General features: G+C 72.8%; 16 protein-coding genes and 1 pseudogene. 11 read left to right on the top strand and 6 right to left on the bottom strand.

The window, feature by feature from the left end:
- Nucleotides 1-43 precede the first annotated feature (43 nt).
- The 7 genes from EES43_RS07955 (at nt 44) to EES43_RS07985 (ending at nt 7,638) form a co-directional block, all read left to right on the top strand.
- Entirely contained in the window at nt 44-706 is a 663-nt protein-coding gene (locus EES43_RS07955; protein ID WP_124268071.1) for a TetR/AcrR family transcriptional regulator, read from the top strand.
- Nucleotides 707-759: 53 nt separating this feature from the next.
- Entirely contained in the window at nt 760-1,968 is a 1,209-nt protein-coding gene (locus EES43_RS07960) for an alpha/beta hydrolase (protein ID WP_124268072.1), read from the top strand.
- A gap of 86 nt (nt 1,969-2,054) precedes the next feature.
- Nucleotides 2,055-2,951 (top strand): DUF4429 domain-containing protein, encoded by an 897-nt coding sequence (locus tag EES43_RS07965; protein WP_124268073.1) that lies wholly within the window; start codon nt 2,055-2,057, stop codon nt 2,949-2,951.
- Between the two features lie 137 nt (nt 2,952-3,088).
- Nucleotides 3,089-4,441, top strand: coding sequence for a sensor histidine kinase (locus EES43_RS07970; RefSeq protein ID WP_124268074.1), 1,353 nt, complete (start codon nt 3,089-3,091; stop codon nt 4,439-4,441).
- The gene (locus EES43_RS07975; RefSeq protein ID WP_124268075.1) at nt 4,438-5,130 is read left to right on the top strand and encodes a response regulator; all 693 of its coding nucleotides are present in this window, start codon (nt 4,438-4,440) and stop codon (nt 5,128-5,130) included. Before EES43_RS07970 ends, EES43_RS07975 begins: the two co-directional genes overlap by 4 nt.
- 205 nt (nt 5,131-5,335) lie before the next feature.
- Nucleotides 5,336-6,427: an alpha/beta hydrolase gene (locus tag EES43_RS07980; protein ID WP_124268076.1), complete on the top strand. Its 1,092-nt coding sequence runs from the start codon at nt 5,336-5,338 to the stop codon at nt 6,425-6,427.
- The gene (locus EES43_RS07985; RefSeq protein ID WP_124268077.1) at nt 6,424-7,638 is read left to right on the top strand and encodes an acyltransferase family protein; all 1,215 of its coding nucleotides are present in this window, start codon (nt 6,424-6,426) and stop codon (nt 7,636-7,638) included. The genes EES43_RS07980 and EES43_RS07985 overlap by 4 nt, the downstream gene beginning before the upstream one ends.
- Nucleotides 7,639-7,676: 38 nt before the next feature.
- Here the strand turns inward: EES43_RS07985 and EES43_RS07990 are convergent, their stop codons facing one another.
- The 5 genes from EES43_RS07990 to EES43_RS08010 form a co-directional block, all read right to left on the bottom strand.
- Nucleotides 7,677-8,324, bottom strand: a complete 648-nt coding sequence (locus EES43_RS07990) for a hypothetical protein (protein ID WP_124268078.1) — start codon at nt 8,322-8,324, stop codon at nt 7,677-7,679.
- Nucleotides 8,311-9,606: a DUF7224 domain-containing protein gene (locus EES43_RS07995; RefSeq protein ID WP_124268079.1), complete on the bottom strand. Its 1,296-nt coding sequence runs from the start codon at nt 9,604-9,606 to the stop codon at nt 8,311-8,313. Before EES43_RS07995 ends, EES43_RS07990 begins: the two co-directional genes overlap by 14 nt.
- The gene (locus EES43_RS08000) at nt 9,600-10,376 is read right to left on the bottom strand and encodes an ATP-binding cassette domain-containing protein (RefSeq protein WP_124268080.1); all 777 of its coding nucleotides are present in this window, start codon (nt 10,374-10,376) and stop codon (nt 9,600-9,602) included. Before EES43_RS08000 ends, EES43_RS07995 begins: the two co-directional genes overlap by 7 nt.
- A gap of 104 nt (nt 10,377-10,480) precedes the next feature.
- A complete protein-coding gene (locus tag EES43_RS08005; RefSeq protein ID WP_124268081.1) occupies nt 10,481-10,813 on the bottom strand; it encodes a hypothetical protein in 333 nt (110 codons plus the stop codon).
- A 441-nt stretch (nt 10,814-11,254) separates the two neighbouring features.
- Entirely contained in the window at nt 11,255-12,271 is a 1,017-nt protein-coding gene (locus EES43_RS08010) for an aldo/keto reductase (protein ID WP_124268082.1), read from the bottom strand.
- 231 nt (nt 12,272-12,502) lie between these two features.
- On the opposite strand from EES43_RS08010, the gene EES43_RS08015 reads away from it, so the two are divergent.
- The 4 genes from EES43_RS08015 (at nt 12,503) to EES43_RS08030 (ending at nt 16,580) form a co-directional block, all read left to right on the top strand.
- Nucleotides 12,503-13,315 carry a serine hydrolase domain-containing protein gene (locus EES43_RS08015; RefSeq protein ID WP_124268083.1) on the top strand — a complete coding sequence of 271 codons (813 nt, stop codon included), beginning with the start codon at nt 12,503-12,505 and terminating at the stop codon, nt 13,313-13,315.
- Nucleotides 13,316-13,525: 210 nt separating this feature from the next.
- Nucleotides 13,526-14,719 carry a cytochrome P450 gene (locus tag EES43_RS08020; protein ID WP_124268084.1) on the top strand — a complete coding sequence of 398 codons (1,194 nt, stop codon included), beginning with the start codon at nt 13,526-13,528 and terminating at the stop codon, nt 14,717-14,719.
- A complete protein-coding gene (locus EES43_RS08025; RefSeq protein WP_124268085.1) occupies nt 14,716-14,964 on the top strand; it encodes a ferredoxin in 249 nt (82 codons plus the stop codon). The genes EES43_RS08020 and EES43_RS08025 overlap by 4 nt, the downstream gene beginning before the upstream one ends.
- A 116-nt stretch (nt 14,965-15,080) precedes the next feature.
- A complete protein-coding gene (locus EES43_RS08030) occupies nt 15,081-16,580 on the top strand; it encodes an MFS transporter (protein WP_124268086.1) in 1,500 nt (499 codons plus the stop codon).
- A 6-nt stretch (nt 16,581-16,586) separates the two neighbouring features.
- Here the strand turns inward: EES43_RS08030 and EES43_RS08035 are convergent.
- Nucleotides 16,587-16,682, bottom strand: a pseudogene (locus EES43_RS08035) (IS5/IS1182 family transposase); the annotation flags it as partial.
- Nucleotides 16,683-17,250: the final 568 nt, after the last annotated feature.

The raw sequence follows: 17,250 nt of genomic DNA on the forward strand, positions 1-17,250 counted from the left end.
GATCAGGCGGGCTGGACGAACTGGTGGAAATGAGGATCGGTACGTGACGCACGGGCAGCGAACCGGCCCCCGGCCCGGACTGCGTGAACGCAAGAAACAGCGCACCCGCGACGCCCTCCTGCGCGCCGCCCTCGAATTGTTCACCACACAGGGGTACGAGCGGACCACCGTCGACGAGATCGTCGAGGCGGTGGACGTCTCCCAGCGCACCTTCTTCCGCTACTTCGCGAGCAAGGAGGAGACGACCTTCGCCGTGCAGGAGATGATCGAGTCCCGTTTCATCGACGAACTGCGGCGGCGGCCCGCGGCCGAGGCGCCTCTCGAAGCCATGCGCCAGGCGATGATGTCCGCCTGGGCCGGCATCGGCGAGACGTTGTCGGAGGTCGTCAGCATCGACCTCTACATACGGATGTACCAGATGGTCGAGTCCACCCCGGACCTGTTCGCCGCCCACCTCCAGCGCGGCGTGGCCATGGAGAACCAGGTCGTCGAGCTGATCGCGGAGCGCGAGGGCCTCGACGTGCGGACCGACCCCCGGCCGCGGGTGGCCGTCGCCGCGTTCTCCTCCGTGATCCGGGTGACCGGCCAGCTCTGGGGCCGGAGCCCGGACCCGAGCGTGGAATCGCTGCGCGGGCTCACCCAGGAGTACCTGGACCACCTCGTCCCGGCGCTCGCGAGCGACTGGCGGCGCGGCGAGGTGTCGTAGCTCTCGCCGCGCGCCCGCCGGGGATCGCGGGCGGGCCCTTAGGGTGTGGCGCAGTGACTTCCTTCGACCCCTCACCCACGTCGGCCGCATGGCGCGCGCTGCTCGCCGTCGCGGTGGTGTTCGTGATGCTGGCGACCACGGGCTGGTCCGCCGTCAGTCATCAGCGCTCCGACGAGCCCGGACAGCGGGCCCTCGCCTCCTGGGCACGGGATCGCGTTGCGGGCCACCCGCTGCCGGACGTCGACGCTCCGGCCTACCGGCTGGCCCACTTCTTCGCCACGCTGACGTCCGACCGGCAGGCCGCGCTCGCGGACGAGTACCCGGCGATCGTGGGGAACCTCAACGGCGCACCGGTCACGCTGCGCTACCGCGCCAACCGGTCGGCGCTCCAGCGGGCGGCAGCCGAGGAGAGACGGCGGCTGCGTGACACGGCGATCTCGGCGGCCGGGCGCGAGGAGGCGTCGCTCCGGCTGGAGCGGTTCCGGTCGATGCTCGCGGAAGGCCGCCAGATCCTGGCCTTCGATCCGTCCGGCAAGGGCCGCGCCGCCGAGGTGTTCGGGAACCTCGACCGGGCCTCCCGGGTCTCGGTGGTCGTGCCGGGCGTCGACACCCACCTGCTGACCCTGGAGCGCGAGGAGCGCGCGTACGCCGCCCCCATCGGGATGGCCGAATCCCTGTACCGGGCGGAGCGCTCGGCCTCCCCCGGCACCCGCACCGCCGTCATCGCCTGGGCCGACTACACGGCCCCGGCCGGTCTCGGCATGGACGCCGCGCTCGGCGGGCTCGCCGCCGACGGCGCCGTCCGGCTGAACGCGATGGTCGGCGCGCTGCCCGGCGCCTCGACGGTCTCGCTGTTCTGCCACAGCTACGGCTCGGTGGTGTGCGGAGTCGCCGCGCGCCGGGTCTCGGACCGGGTGGCCGACATCGCGGTGGCGGGCAGCCCCGGGATGCGGGCGCGGAGCGCCGGGCAGTTGCGGACCGGGGCGCGGATCTGGGCCACGCGGGACCGGGACGACTGGATCGGGGACGTACCGCACCTGGAGGTCGGCGGCATCGGGCACGGGGCGGACCCGGTGAACCCCGACTTCGGCGCGCGGATCGTCTCGGCCTCCGGCGCGGCGGGGCACAGCGGCTATTTCCAACCCGGAGCCGAGAGCCTGGGCAACTTCGCCGCGATCGGCGTCGGGGCGTACGGATCGATCCGGTGTGCGACGGCCGACGGGGCCTGCCACAGCGGAATTTACGGCGGGCAGGACGCCTGACGCGCGTAGAGGCCCGCGCGGGACCGGTTCCGTGGGAATTGCTCCGAGGGGGGACGTGCGGGCCCGTGCCGCATACGATGTGGCACATGGGTGATGTGCTGGCCGGAATTCATGCCACCTGGGAGTTCGACACCGACTCCGTTCTCATCCGCTTCGAACGGGGCATCCGCACACCGAAGCTCCTGCAGAGTCTGCGGGAGCGCCGCATCCCGCATGCGGCGTTGTCGTCGGTGACGGTGGCCCCGGGCAAGCGGGACACGGTGGTCCTGCGTGCCGTGCCGAGACCGGGTGCCGACCCCGTGATGGAGGCTGCCGCGGGGCAGCTCAAGGAGGGGTGCGACCCGTATCGCCTGGTGCTTCCGGCGGACCGGGAGCTGCTCGCCGAGCACTGCGCGGACGAGTTGCGCGCCGCGCTGGGGCCGTCCGCCGACGAGCCCGCCGACCGCTTCCTGGTGACCGCCCCGGAGGCTCCGCTGCACTTCAAGGCGTACGACGGGCGGGCCGGCTTCGACGGCGAGCGGGTCTCCTTCCGGTGGTCCTGGACCGGGGCCTCCAGCGCCAAGTGGAAGGCCGGGGACCAGACGTTCCGCGTCAGCGAACTGGCCGGAATCGAGTGGCGCTCGCCCGAGGCGCTGGACGGCTACCTGCGTCTGGTGCCGCGCACGGCGGCGGACACGGCGACCGGAGCCGGGAGCGCGCCGAACCCGCCCACCGCCGCGGACAAGGATCCGGCAGCCGTCCTGTTCGGCCTCGGTTACGGGCCGGTGCACGAGTCGCTGCCCTTCGCCGCCGCCGTCCTGGAGTCCGTACGCCGCACCCAGAGCGCGTCGATCCCCTCGCAGCCCGTCCTGGTCGGCGCGGGGCGGCGGGACCCGGCGGACATCGCCGAGCGGATACACCACCTGGGCGAGCTGCATCAGGCCGGACTGGTGACGGACGACGAGTTCAGCGCGAAGAAGGCGCAGCTGCTCGCGGAGCTGTAGGACGGGGCCGCGCCCCTCGCCGAGCCGTCGGGCGGGCGGGCGGAGGCCACCCCCTACCGGGGTATGAGGTGGCGGCGGACGGTCGGCCACCTCGGTATGACGTATCGTCCGGCGCTGGTCCTTAGGCTGGGCGGGTCATGTCCTCTCCCTCCCCAGGGCCCTCCGCCCCCTCCGACGGCCTGTTGAGCGCCGCCCGCCGCAATCTGCGCGAGCTGGCCCACGGGTTGTCCCATGCCTCTCGTCCGTCCACTCCGCTGCTGGCCGACGCGCCGAAGCGGTGGCAGCGGCTGCTTCCGTACGCGGTGGTGCTGGCCCTCGCGGCGACGCTGATCCCGGTCACCATCACCGTCCTGACCACGCAGTACGAGGTTCCCGGCGCCCTGGCGGGGGCGCTGGGCGTGGCGCAGGCGGCCCCGCTGCTGATGCTGGCCCACCGGCCGCTCCAGGCGTGGTGGATCGTCTTCCCCGCCGATGTGGCGGGCGCGCTGGCGCTGTTGGCCCGGCCCGCCGCGCCGCACGACGTGTGGCCGTGGACGCCGCCCGTCATCGTCGGCCACCTCTTCCTGCTGCTGGCGCTCGGCCTGCGCGAGCGGCGGCGGACCGTCATCGCGGTGTGGGTCGTGACCGGCCTCGGCGGGCTGCTGCTGCACCTGATCGCGCCGGACCGGGGCGGCGGCAGCGCGCTCCTGATCACGGTGCTCGGCGCGGTGGTGCTGGTCATCGGCGGCTCGGTCCGGGAGCGCGGCGAGGCGCGGCGGCTCCTCGCCGAGCAGGAGACCATCAGCGAGGAGGAGCGGGCGCGGCGCACGCTCCTGGAGGAGCGCACCCGGATCGCCCGCGAGCTGCACGACGTGGTCGCGCACCACATGTCGGTGATCACCGTGCAGGCGGACTCCGCCCCGTACCGGATCAGTGGTCTTCCCGAGGCGGCACGGGAGGAGTTCGCGTCGATCGCGGCGGCGGCGCGGGAGTCGCTGGGCGAGATGCGGCGGCTGCTGTCGGTGCTGCGCAGCGACGGCGGCGCGGGCGAGCGCGCGCCGCAGCCCGGTCTCGACCGGCTCCAGCAGCTCGTCGAGGCGACCGTACGGGCCGGGCTGCCCGCCGAGTTGGCCCTCTCCGCCGAACTGGGCGACGTGCCGCCCGCGGTGGACCTGTCGGCGTACCGGATCGTGCAGGAGGCGCTGGCCAACGTGGTGCGGCACGCGCCGGGGGCCCCGACCCGGGTCTCGGTCAGCGGGGTCGGCGGGCAGCTGACGGTGCTGGTCGTCAACGGCCCCGCTACCGGGGCCGGTCCGCCGCTGGAGACCAGCGGCACCGGGCACGGGCTGGTCGGGATGCGTGAACGCGTACGGTTGACCGGCGGCACGCTCGACACGGGGCCGCTGCCCGACGGCGGATTCCGGGTGGCCGCCCGGATGCCGCTGCCGCCGGCCGCCGCACCCGCCGCGCCGACCGCGCCCGCCGCCCGTCCGAGTCCGGAGGACCTGTGACCATCCGTGTGATCATCGTCGACGACCAGGCCATGGTGCGCGCCGGGTTCGCGGCCCTGCTGTCGGCGCAGAGCGACGTCGACGTGGTGGGCGAGGCGGCGGACGGCCGGGCGGGCGTCGAGGTGAGCCGCCGGCTCCACCCGGACGTCGTCCTGATGGACGTGCGGATGCCGGAGATGGACGGACTGGCCGCCGCCCGCGAACTGTTGCACCCGCCGGTGGGCGTGGCGCACCGGCCGAAGGTGCTGATGCTCACGACGTTCGACGTGGACGACTACGTGTACGAGGCGCTGCGCGCCGGGGCGTCGGGCTTCCTGTTGAAGGACGCCCCGCCCGCGGATCTGATCGCGGCCGTACGCGTGGTGGCGGCGGGCGACGCGCTGCTGGCCCCGTCGGTGACGCGACGCCTGATCGCGGACTTCGCCGCCCGGCGCCCGTCGGGTGCGGCGCGCGGCGGGCAGGCCCTGCGGCTGAACGGCCTGACCCCGCGCGAGACGGAGGTGTTGGAGCTGATCGCGCGCGGGCTGTCGAACCAGGAGATCGCCGGGCGGCTGGTGCTGGCGGAGCAGACCGTGAAGACCCATATCGGGCGGGTGCTGGCCAAGTTGGACCTGCGCGACCGGGCGCAGGCGGTGATCTTCGCGTACGAGTCGGGGCTGGTGGCTCCGGGGGACGCGGGGGCCCGCTGACGGCGGGGCCCGCTGACGCCGGGGCCTGGACCGCCCCGGCACGCCCTGGGCCGCCCCGGCACGCCCTGGGCCGCCCGCCCTGGCCCACCCCCTACCCCGGTAGCACCTCGCGGTTGGCTCCCCGGTGTGACGCCGCGCCACCCGCTCTCTTCCTACCTTCCTCTCCGTCGCACCGGCCGGTGCGACGGCCGAGAGGGAGGGAACGATGCGCCGATACGCGCGCACACTACTCGCCGCGGCCCTGGCCACCACCATCGTGGCGGGGACGGCGGGCTGGGTCTCCGGGGCGGCGCAGACGGCCCTGACCGGGCCGCCGCCGGGCAGCGGCGCGTGGCGGGCGGACCGGGCGCTCGGTACGGAGCTGCCCGATCCCGAGCGGACCTCGCCCGCCGAAGTGGCCTCCTTCTTCTCCGGGTTGAGCGCCGGTGAGCGGCAACTCCTCGTGGTACGGCACCCGTCCGTCGTCGGCAACCTGGACGGCGTCCCCGTCGAGCTGCGCTACCGCGCCAACTCCCTGGCGCTCGCGGCCGTTCGCGACGACGCCCGCTACCGGACGCTGGCCGCACCCGGGCGGCAGATCCTCGCGTTCGACCCGCGCGGGCGCGGTCAGGTGGTGGAGGTCTTCGGGGACCTGCGCTCGGCGCGCCGCGTCTCGGTGGTGGTGCCCGGTTCCGACGTCGACGCCGGGACCTTCGACCGGACCGACGATGTGCACGGCACGCCCGCCGGGATGGCGCGGGCGCTCCACGCGCAGGCCGGTGCCGACAGCGCCGTCATCGCCTGGGCCGGGTACACGACACCCGTCGGGGTCGGCATCGACGCGGCGACCGGCGGGCTGGCGAGCGCGGGGGCCGAGCGGCTGGCCCGCTTCACGGCGGGGCTGGCGGCCGACGGGCTGCCCGGACCGGCCGTGTTCTGCCACAGCTACGGTTCCGTCGTGTGCGGCCTGGCGGCACACCGGCTGTCCGCCACCGATCTGGTGGTCCTCGGCTCGCCCGGCATGCGGGCCGACGACGTCTCGGCGCTGCGCACCTCGGCGCGGGTGTGGGCGGCGAAGGACGCCACCGACTGGATCGACGACGTGCCGAGCCTGCGCTTCGCCGGTCTCGGGCACGGCGTCGATCCCACCGACCCGGCGTTCGGCGCGCGCCGGATACCGGCCGCCGACGCGCGCGGCCACACCGGCTACTTCGTCCCCGGTACGGATTCGCTGCGCGCCTTCGCCGCCATCGCCGCCGGGCGCCCCGGCCCCTCGTCGGAGCCGCGATCCGCCGGTTCACCGGAGGCGGCCCGGTGAACGCCCGTGCGCGCCGGGCGGCGGCCCGGCTGGAGGCGGCCACCCCGGACCACCGCGACCGCGCGATCGACGGGCTGCGGGCCCTGGCACTGCTCGCCGTGCCCGCCGGGCACTGGATGCTCGGCGGGTTCCGGCTGGACGCGGACGGTCTGCACAACGCGAGTCCGCTCGCGGCGTTCGGCGGGCTCGCCCCGCTGAGCTGGGTGCTCCAGATGCTGGGGATCTTCTTCCTGGTCGGCGGGTACGCCTCGGCGCTGTCCTACCGGCGGCACGGTTCACCACCCGACGCCTGGCTGCGCGGCCGGCTGGCCCGGCTCGGCCGGCCGGTGCTCGGCGTGACGGCCGTGTGGGCGGTGCTGCTCCTGGCGCTGGCCCGGCTCGGCGTGCCCGGCGACACCTTGCGCACGGCGTCGACGCTGGTGATCCAGCCGCTCTGGTTCGTCGGGGTGTACGCGGTCGTCACGGCTCTCACCCCGGTCTGCCTGCTTCTGGCACGGAAGTGGGGCGGGTGGGCGGCACTGCCGCTGCTCGGGGCGGTCGCGGCGGTGGACTTCCTGCGGTACGGGCCGTTCGCCGAGGCGATGCCGTCGTGGCTGGGCGTGCTGAACATCCTGCCGGGCTGGCTCTTCGCCTACCAGGTCGGAGTGTCGTGGGGCGAGGGGCGGATCGGGCGGCGCGGGGCGCGGCTGCTGCTCGTGGGCGGCGGCGTCCTGTTCGCGGTCCTGCTGCTGGTCTTCCACTACCCGGCGTCCGTGGTCGGGGTGCCGGGTGAGGCCCGGACCAACTCGCATCCGCCGTCGCTGCTGGTGGTGGGGCTGGCCGCCACGCAGAGCGGGGCGGCGGTCCTGCTGCGGGACCGGCTCGGCCGGCTGCTGCGCAGGCCGTTGCTGTGGGCCCCGGTCGTGGTGGTCAACCGGTGCGCGATGACGATCCTGTGCTGGCACCAGAGCGCGATGCTGGCCGCCGCCGTACCGGCGTCGATGGCCGGTACGGCGGTCTCGGGGCTGACGACCGGGCCGGACACGGCGCTCTGGATCGTCGCCCGGACGGCGTGGCTGCCGGTCTTCGCCGGGCTGCTGGTGCTGCTCGTCCGGTGCGCGCGGCGCTTCGAGTCGCCCTGGACGGCGGGCACCCGTGCCGCGAACGCCCGCCGGGTGCTGGCCGGGCTGCTCGCGGCGGGGTTCGCGGTGTTCGCGCTGGGGCTTGCGTGAGGGGCCCTGGGTGAGGGGCGGCACCGGTCGGGCCCGGTTCACGACGGCCGTACGGGCGGCCTCCGCGACCAGGCCCCCAGCCCGCCGCGCCCGGCCGCCCGGATACGCCACCGGGTCGCCGCGACGGCGGTGCTTCCCACGGCGAGGGAGGCGGCGGCGATGGTCCAGCCGAGGCCGTCGGCGGCGGAACTCTCGGTCCAGTTCCACCGGTTCGGGCCGAACCAGACCAGAGGGAAGGCGGAGGCCAGCGGCAGGATCCAGCCGTGCTGCGGCCCGAACAGCCGGACGGACAGCAGGGCGAGGCCGAGCCAGACCAGCAGGGAGCGGACGTACACGAGACCGGCGTCGAGTCCCACCGCCAGTGATTCGGTCGCGAACGAGAGCGCACAGGCCGTCAGCGACAGCAGGACGAGGTGGGCGACGGCGACACGGTGGGCCCGGGACGCGGCGGCTTCCTCGTGGGCCGCCATCGCCCCGCCGAACACGGCCGTGAGGAAGACGGCGGACATCAGGGGCAGTTCCTGGCGGTACGGAATCCCCTCCGTCGTCCCGGCGCTCCCGAACGAGGGCAGGGGGATGCGGGTCCCGCCGAACAGGGCCGACAGGACCGCCACGGCCGAGACGCCGATCAGGATCGCCGTGGTCCGGTGAACCCGTGCGTACAGCAGGAGATCAGCCGTTCGCATCGGGTTCGCACCATTCCTTCTCGCGCAGGTGTCCGCGCTCCCGCGCCGCCCAGGCGCGCTGCTCGGCCTGCGAGGTGCGGACCGCGCGGGACGCGGTCCGCTGGGCTCCGGCGACTCCGGCCATCCCCAGCCCCGCGTCGGCGACGTCCGGGTCCTGGCCCATGGCCCGGTACTCCAGCCACAGATGGATGTTGTCGAGCGCCTGCCACGCCCGGCGTTCCCGCGGCGGCGGGGCGCACGAGCCGATCGACGTGGTGATCACCTGATCCGCCATGGCGATCGCGGCCGTCCGTACGTGGCCTTCCGCGATGTCGAATCCCCGGTCTCCCAGGTCCGTTCGCCGCAGTCCGAACTCGTGGAAGGTGTCGGGCGCGCGGAATCCCGCGCGGCCGTCGAGCCGCTTCGCCATCCTGGTCAGTTCCGGAAGGTAGCGGCGGTGCTCGGGCCAGACGCAGACGCGCGGGGTGTCCGGCGCGGCCCGGTCGCACACCGGTCTCACGGCGGACGCGGAACGCTCCGTGCGCAGGTCGCCGGCGAACGGGAACGCGGCCAGCGCGACGAGCGAGCAGGCGAGGGCCCCGCCGAAGGCCGCCCGCGCGTGGCGGGGCCGCGGTCGGGAGACCGCCGCCGCCCCGGTCCTCCGCGACGGCAGGGGCGGTGCGGTGACCGCCAGCACGGCGAGGGCCCCGGCCAGCAGGAGCCGGACGGCGACCGGCGTCGGACGCACATGGAGATCGGGCGGCCCGGCCAGGACGGTGAACTGGAAGGGCGTCGCGAGCAGGGCGACGAATCCGCCCAGCGCGCAGACGACCGGGGTGAACGCGGCGGACGGCCACCAGCGTCCGGCCAGGTGCCCCGCGGACGCGAACATCAGCAGCGTCGCCGCGCCCAGCGCGAGGTAGGAGGGCCAGAGGAAGCCCGGCCCGGCGTCGCGCAGGGAGACGGCGGCGGCGGTGAGGCAGCCGATCGCGTAGGCGAGGAAGCCCAGCGTGAGCGTGGCGGCCAGCCGGGCCGCCTCGGCGTGCCAACCGGGCCTGGCCGCTCCGCGAAGGGTCTCGGCCATGCCCGCCCGGGAGGCGCGGCCCGCCTGCCAGGCGGAGACGCCCGCGAGCACCGGGCCGAGGAAGAGCGTGACGATCTGGGCGGCGGCGCTCGCCTCCGGCCATACGCCGATCCAGTAGCGGGAACGGCCGAAGAGGACGACGAGGTCCACGGCGATCAGCACGGGGAAGGCGGAGAGCAGCGGGGAGCGCCGCACCTCGATGCGGTACGTCGTCAGCATGTCGGCTCCTCGGCCGCCCGGCGGTTGCCGAGGGCGGCCATGTAGCCGCGCTCCAGCGGGCTGTCGCCCGGGGCCGTCGGCGTCGCCTGCTCGGCCAGTTGGCGCGGGGTGCCGCTGTGCACGACCCGGCCGTCGTTCAGTACGAGGACGTGGTCGCAAGCGGCGCCCACGTCCTCGACCAGGTGGGTGCTGAGCAGGACGGCCGCGCCCTCGCGGGCCAGGGAGCGGATCAGCTCGCGGAAGTCGAGGCGTTGGGCGGGGTCGAGTCCCACGGTGGGCTCGTCGAGCAGGACCAGCGAGGGGGAGCCGACGATGGCGGCGGCGATTCCGGCACGGCGGAGCATGCCTCCCGACAACGACCTCATCCGATGGCGGGCCCGTTCGGCCAGTCCGACCGCCGCGAGCGCGCTGTCCGTCGCGGGGCCGGCCTTCCGGTCGGGGACCTCGCGCAACCAGGCGCAGTAGCGGACGAAGTCCGTGACGGTGAACGCCGGGTAGTAGCCGAAGTCCTGGGGCAGGTATCCGATCCGGCGGCGGGCCCTGCGCGCGTCGCGCTCGCTGCGGACGGGCGCGCCGAAGAGCTCCAGGGTGCCGTCCTGCGGGGGCGCGATGGTGGCGAGCGTGCGCAGGAGGGTCGTTTTCCCTGCTCCGTTGGGGCCGAGCAGACCGGTGACGCCGGGCAGGAGGCGGAGATCGAGATTCTCGATGATCCGCCGATCGCCGTAGCCCTGTGACACGGACGCCAGTCGGGCGGAGGGAACAGGCGACATGAAGTGTGTTTCTCCGGAATACGGTGTGGGCCCGCCCGGAAGCGGACCCACGTCATGGGCGGCGGATGGTCAGCAGATCGGCGGACGGTCAGCAGATCAGGAGGTCAGGAGGTCACGCGCGTCTTGTTGATCCTGATGGTGCATTCGTGGCGGTCGAATTTTCCTTTGTACCCGTACTTCAGGACTTTCCAGTTCCACTGGTCGATCTCGGCCCTGCAGTCGTACTCCACGTCGTAGCCGTTGACGCCGGCGGTCGACTTCGTGCAGTAGGCGTGGCCTGCCGTGGTGTACCAGTAGCCCCGGCAACCGTCGGTCCAGCGCGCCTCATGGGCGGCGTCGGACAGGGGTGCGGAGAGCGCGAGGGCGGCGGCGGACAGTGCGGCGATGCCGCAGATCCTCGCGGACGTGATGGACAGGCGTGTGACGAGCGAAGGCATTTTCCCTCCCCCAAGGAATGTTCCCCGACTTCTTTTCGACGCCCAGCACTCCCTGGTGGCAATCATCTACGATCACATGAAACCGATCATAGGATAATTACCTTTAATGGATGGTTGGGCGAGGGCGCCAGGTCGCTGATCACGAATTCCCCAGCGCATCCTGAAACATTACCCACGCCATGAACAGCCGGTCAACGCCGAGTAAAAGACCGTTCACACGAACATGCGGAATGGCCGAAATCACGCCCTCGGCAAACGGTGGCGTCACCTCCACCGAGCCGCCTGTGCTCGATGCGCAGGAATGCCTTTCCCGGCCCGGGGCGGCACGGCTCTCCCGGACCGGCCCGGGAGAGCCGGGAAAGGCGGGAGAGCCGGGAGAGCCGGGAAAGGCGGGAAAGGCGGGAAAGGCGGGAAAGGCCCCCCGCCCCCGAGGCGGTCGCGCTACTCGCGGGCGGTCGCGGTGCTGCTCATGTCCGGGTAGCGGTCGCCCGCCACCCGGCCCGCGATCGGCTCCAGCCGGTCCAGGTCGTCCGCGCTCAGGACCAGGCGGGTCGCCGCCACGTTCTCCAGCAGGCGGCTGCGCTTGCGGGTGCCCGGGATGGGGACCACGGGCAGGTGGTGCACCCGGGCCCGCTGCTGCACCCAGGCGAGGGCCACCTGCGCGGGAGTCGCCCCGTGCGCCGCGGCGATCTCGCGCACGGGAGCCAGGAGCGCCGCGTTCGTCCGGGCGTTGTCGCCCGTGAAACGCGGCTGGTACTTGCGGAAGTCGCCCTCGCCCAGCTCCTTGCCCGCGTCGGAGAACGCCCCCGTGAGGAAGCCCCGGCCGAGCGGCGAGTACGGCACGAAGGTGACGCCCAGCTCCGCCGCCGCGCCGACCGCGCTCTTCTCGACGTCCCGGCTGAAGAGGGACCACTCCGACTGGAGGGCGGCGATCGGGTGCACCGCGTACGCCTCGCGCAGCTCCGCGCCGGTCACCTCGCTCAGTCCGAGGTGCCTGACCTTGCCCTGCCGGACCAGTTCCGCCATGGCCCCGACCGATTCGGCCAGCGGGACGGCGGGGTCGCGGCGGTGCATGTAGTAGAGGTCGATGACGTCGGTGCTCAGCCGGCGCAGGCTGGCCTCGACGGCGGTGCGGATGTAGGCCGGGTCGTTGCTGACGGCCCGGTACTCGGGATCGTCGGTCCGCACCAGCGCGAACTTGGTGGCCAGCGTGATCTCGTCGCGGTGCGCGCCGACGAACGGGGCCAGGAACTCCTCGTTGGCCCCGCGCCCGTAGGCGTCGGCGGTGTCGAAGAGCGTGACGCCCGCCTCCAGCGCCGCGTCGAGGGTGTCGCGGGCCGCGGCCTCGTCGGTGGCTCCGTAGAACTCGCTCATGCCCATGCAGCCGAGCCCCTGGACACCGACCTGCGGCCCTCCGGCTCCGAGCTCCACCGTGGCGATGATCCTGTCGTCAGTCATCAGGCACTGTGCCTTTCCGGCGCCCTTCGGACGCCCGCAGAGGACTCGATCCTGTGATCGGGGACGGCGAGCGTGCCGCGCGGCTCCGTGAACCGCGATCCCCTGCCAGTCTCGGCTTGCCGACGTCGGCGGGCCAGTCGGGATCGCGGCCGGCGACGCCGTGCCGTCCGCATCCGTGCGGACCCGGGCCCGCCACCGGCGTCGCGTACGCGGGCGTTAGGCTCGTGGCCCATGGAGAGCCTGCGGATCATCGACACCTGGCCCGTCCCGACCGCGGCAGCCGCCGTCGTCCGCGCGGACGGCACCGTCCTCGGTACGCACGGCCCGACCGCTCACCGCTTCGCCCTGGCCTCCGTCACCAAGCCGCTCGCGGCCTACGCGGCGCTGGTGGCGTACGAGGAGGGGGCCGTCGAGCTGGACGAACCGGCCGGCCCCGAGGGCTCCACCGTGCGCCACCTCCTCGCCCACACCAGCGGCCTCGCCTTCGACGAGTACCGCGTGACGGCCCCGCCCGGCACCCGGCGGCTGTACTCCAACGCGGGCTTCGAGGTGCTCGGCGACCACATCGCCAAGGCGTCCGGCATCCCGTTCCCGGAGTACCTGCGCCAGGCGGTCCTGGAGCCGCTGGGCATGACGTCGACGTCGCTGGACGGCTCGCCCGCCCGCGACGGCGTCTCCACGGTGGACGACCTGGTGCGCTTCGCCGCCGAGGTCCAGGCGCCCCGCCTGCTCGATCCCCGTACGGTCCTCGAAGCGCAGACCGTCGTCCACCCCGGCCTCAAGGGCGTCCTGCCGGGCTACGGCCACCAGAGCCCGAACGACTGGGGCCTCGGCTTCGAGATCCGCGACTCCAAGTCCCCGCACTGGACGGGTGCTTCGTCGTCCCCGGCGACGTTCGGGCACTTCGGCCAGTCGGGCACGTTCCTGTGGATCGACCCGGTCGCGGGCGCGGCCTGCGTGGCCCTGGCCGACCGCGACTTCGGACCGTGGGCGGCCGAGGTCTGGACCCCGTTCACGGACGCGGTCCTCGCCGAGCTGACCTGACCGGACCGGACCTGACCCGACCTGACCCGTTCCCCGTATTGCCTTCACTTCCAGCCATTGCAACGCGTCGTTGCATTCGATCGCTGCCATTGCACCAATTAACCCCTTCCCAGCTGGAGTTCCGCGTTCCCACGATTGACGACATCGTGAAGGCAACGTAGCTTTCGGGCGACCGCAAACACGTCATATCGCGAAACGGGGAAGAGCGACATGAACGAGTCCCTACACATCGTCGACGAGCTGCCGGCGGAGCGCGCGGCCGGCTGCCCGTTCGACCCGCCGGCCGAGCTGCTCGACGCCCGCGAGCACGGGCCCATCAGCGGCTACACCCATCCCGGCGGCAGACCGGGCTGGGTGGTCACCGGATACGAGATGGTGCGATCCGTCCTGGCCGACCCCCGGTTCAGCTCGCGCAAGGACCTGATGAACGTCGTCGACTTCCAGCTCCCTCCGGCCCCGCCCGGCGAGTTCCTTCTCATGGACGATCCGGAGCACAGCCGCTACCGGAAGCCCCTGGTGGGCAAGTTCACCGTGCGGCGGATGAGGATGCTCACCGAGCGGATCGAGCAGATCACCGCCGGCTGCCTGGACGCCATGGAGGAGGCCGGACCGCCGACGGACCTGGTGACCGCGTTCGCCAAGCCCATCCCGACCATGGTGATCTGCGAGATCCTGGGCGTGCCGTACGGGGACCGGGCTTCCTTCCAGGAGCAGATCGACGCCTTCATGGGCGGGGAGGTCAGCGACGAGGAGCTGATCGCGGCCTACACCGCGACCCAGGAGTACCTGGCGGAACTGGTCGCGGCGAAGCGCGCCGAGCCCACCGACGACGTCCTCAGCGAACTCACCGACAGCGATCTGACCGACGAGGAGTTGAAAGGGATCAGCCTCCTCCTCCTGGCGGCCGGATTCGACACCACCGCGAACATGCTGTCCCTCGGCACCTTCGCGCTCCTCCAGAATCCGCGGCAACTCGCGGCACTGCGCGACGATCCCGCGCTCACCGACGGGGCCGTCGAGGAACTGCTGCGCTACCTGAGCGTCGCCAAGACCTTCCACCGCACGGCGCTGGAAGACGTGGAGCTGGGCGGCCGGACCGTCAAGGCCGGCACGACCGTCCTCCTCTCGTACAACACCGCCAACCGCGATCCCGACCGCTTCACCGACCCGCATACGCTGGACCTCCGCAGGCAGGCCGCCGGGCACCTGGCCTTCAGCCACGGCATCCACCAGTGCCTGGGGCAGCAGTTGGCCCGCGTCGAGATGCGGGTCGCGTTCCGTGCGCTGCTCGACCGCTTCCCCACCCTGCGCCTGGCCGTGCCGGCCGCCGACGTCGGCCTGAGGCCCGAGACCGCCGACATCTTCGGAGTGAAGCGCCTGCCGGTCACCTGGGACGCGAAGTGAGCACGTGGCGCCTGAGCGTCGACCGTGAGCGCTGCATCGGCGCCGGCATGTGCGTCATGACCGCCCCCGACGTCTTCGACCAGGACCAGGACGAGGGCCTGGTGCTCCTGTCGCACGCCGAGCCGCACGCCGCCCACCGCGCGGCCGTACGGATGGCCGTCGGCGTCTGCCCCTCCCGGGCGATCACCCTCCACGAGCCGGACCCCGACGGCCCCTCCGGCCTTTCGAGCCCGCCCGACGCCTGATCTCGCCGCGAGGTGGCCGGTGCGCCGCCTCGCGGCGGTTCGTCCGTTCGTAACTTCACCATCCGGAAGGTATAGTTCCATGGAACGGAAAGCACACGCCTGAAAGGTTCACGGAGATGGTTCAGGACGCGAGGCGGCGCTGGCTGCTGTTGGCAGTGGTGGGCGCGGGTCTCCTGCTGATCACTCTGGACAACTCGATCCTCTACGCGGCGCTGCCGACCCTGGTGGACGACCTCGGCGCGAGCAGTTCCCAGAGCCTGTGGATCATCAACGCCTATCCGGTGGTGATGGCCGGGCTGCTGCTGGGCAGCGGCACGCTGGGCGACCGGATCGGGCACCGGAGGATGTTCCTGATCGGACTGGTGGTCTTCGGGGTCGCCTCGCTGGCCGCCGCGTTCTCACCGACCGCGGATACCTTGATCGCGGCACGGGCGTTCCTGGCCGTGGGCGCGGCGGCGATGATGCCCGCGACGCTCGCGCTGATCCGCGTCACGTTCCACGACGAGCGCGAGCGCAACGTCGCCATCGCGGTCTGGGGAAGTCTCGCGCTCGTGGGCGGCGCCCTGGGCCCGATCATCGGCGGGCTGCTGCTCAACAGCTTCTGGTGGGGCTCGGTCTTCCTCGTCAACGTCCCCGTGGTCGTCGCGGCGCTCATCGCGACGCTGGTCCTGGCCCCGCCCAACGACGCGGACCCCACCAAGCGGTGGGACCTGGTCTCCTCGCTCCTGGCGCTCGTCGCCCTCGTCGGCCTGGTGATCGCGATCAAGGAGACCGCGAAGCCCGACCCCGCGCCTGCGCCCATCGCCATCGCCCTCCTCGCGGCCGTGGTCGGCGGATGGGCGTTCGCCCGGCGGCAGCACCGCCTGCCCTACCCTCTGCTGGACTTCGCGATCTTCCGCAACCGGGCCTTCCTCGCCGGGGTCCTGTCGGCCGGGTTCTCGTTGTTCGCCCTCGCCGGCATCCAGCTGATCACCACCCAGCGGTTCCAGCTCGTGGAGGGCTACACCCCACTGGGCGCCGGTCTGCTGGTCGCCGCCGTCGCACTGGGGGCCCTGCCGCTCGCCATGGTCGGCGGCGCCATCCTGCACAAGGTCGGCCTGCTGCCCCTCATCGCGGGCGGCCTGGCCCTCGGCACGGTCGGCTCCGCCCTGGTGCTGCTGAACTTCGACTCCAGCACCGGTCTCCTCATCACCGGGCTGCTCGTCACGGGCGCCGGTCTCGGAGCCGCGATGTCCGTGGCCTCCAGCGCGATCATGGGCAACGTCCCGGCCAGCCGGGCGGGCATGGCCTCCTCCGTGGAGGAGGTGTCCTACGAGTTCGGCAGCCTCATCGCGGTCGCACTGCTCGGCAGTCTCCTGACCGGCGTCTACGCCGCGACCGTCGATCTGCCCGCCGGCGTCCCCGACTCCGCGCGCGACAGCCTCGACAAGGCGCTCACCCTGGCCGGGAACGACAACCCGTCGCTGGTCACGGCCGCGTCCACCGCGTTCGACGGGGCCTACTTCACCGTGATGGTCGTGGTCACCGCCGTCATGGCCGTCGGCACGATCGTGACGGGGCTCCTGCTGCGCCGCCACGGACCCGGTTCTGCCCTGTCCGCCCCCGTGCACCACTGAGCTTCTTCAGCGTTGCCGCTCCAGAGGGAGGACGGCTTTGGCGATTGACGTCATGCGGTTCGGACTGCATCGGGATCTGCGGAAGATCTGCCAGGACTTGAGCCAGGGGCCGCCGCCCTGGTAGGCGCGATCGGCCAGATGGTGACCCACTCCACGAGCAGCGCCTCAACCCCAGACTCCCACCCTCGCGTACCAGACCTACTGGGGAATCCCCTTGAGTTTCTGTCGTCAAATGTCACGCCCATATCAGGAGGGACGCGAGGGCGACGGCGGCTTCATGGGACTCGACGGGCTTGTCGCGTCGGGTGGCGATGCCATGCCATTGGTCGGGTAGCCGGGTCACGTCGGAGCCGTGACCCGGCCTCCTCCACTTGGTCGGCTGCTTGCGACGCTGCCTCACCGGCACCGTCCTCGCCGGTCAGGCAATGGGCGAACCCGACTGCACAGTTGGGGTGTTCCCCTGGGGTTCCGAAGGTGTTCGGGGGATTACCTGGATCTAGCCATTTTCTTTTAGACCCAGGAGTCTGTGATGTCTATCCGCCGGGTTCCCTCCAGCTACCGCGTTGTGTCGTCGTGTGTGGCGGTTGCTGTGGGGGTGTCGTTGCCGTGGGTGGCAGGGGTGGGCTTCGCGTCTGCGGCACCCATGAACGCGTCGGCTTCGTCGGGCGCG

This window comes from Streptomyces sp. ADI96-02 (assembly GCF_003846185.1).
In the GTDB taxonomy this organism is placed as follows: Bacteria; Actinomycetota; Actinomycetes; order Streptomycetales; family Streptomycetaceae; genus Streptomyces.

Excerpts from the sequence above, each read along its gene's own strand:
- EES43_RS08020 (WP_124268084.1), top strand. The coding sequence starts at position 13,526 with ATGAACGAGTCCCTACACATCGTCGACGAGCTGCCGGCGGAGCGCGCG.
- EES43_RS07965 (WP_124268073.1), top strand. The coding sequence starts at position 2,055 with ATGGGTGATGTGCTGGCCGGAATTCATGCCACCTGGGAGTTCGACACC.
- EES43_RS08010 (WP_124268082.1), bottom strand. The coding sequence starts at position 12,271 with ATGACTGACGACAGGATCATCGCCACGGTGGAGCTCGGAGCCGGAGGG.
- EES43_RS08030 (WP_124268086.1), top strand. The coding sequence starts at position 15,081 with ATGGTTCAGGACGCGAGGCGGCGCTGGCTGCTGTTGGCAGTGGTGGGC.
- EES43_RS07970 (WP_124268074.1), top strand. The coding sequence starts at position 3,089 with ATGTCCTCTCCCTCCCCAGGGCCCTCCGCCCCCTCCGACGGCCTGTTG.
- EES43_RS07995 (WP_124268079.1), bottom strand. The coding sequence starts at position 9,606 with ATGCTGACGACGTACCGCATCGAGGTGCGGCGCTCCCCGCTGCTCTCC.
- EES43_RS07980 (WP_124268076.1), top strand. The coding sequence starts at position 5,336 with ATGCGCCGATACGCGCGCACACTACTCGCCGCGGCCCTGGCCACCACC.
- EES43_RS07990 (WP_124268078.1), bottom strand. The coding sequence starts at position 8,324 with ATGCGAACGGCTGATCTCCTGCTGTACGCACGGGTTCACCGGACCACG.
- EES43_RS08015 (WP_124268083.1), top strand. The coding sequence starts at position 12,503 with ATGGAGAGCCTGCGGATCATCGACACCTGGCCCGTCCCGACCGCGGCA.
- EES43_RS08000 (WP_124268080.1), bottom strand. The coding sequence starts at position 10,376 with ATGTCGCCTGTTCCCTCCGCCCGACTGGCGTCCGTGTCACAGGGCTAC.
- EES43_RS08005 (WP_124268081.1), bottom strand. The coding sequence starts at position 10,813 with ATGCCTTCGCTCGTCACACGCCTGTCCATCACGTCCGCGAGGATCTGC.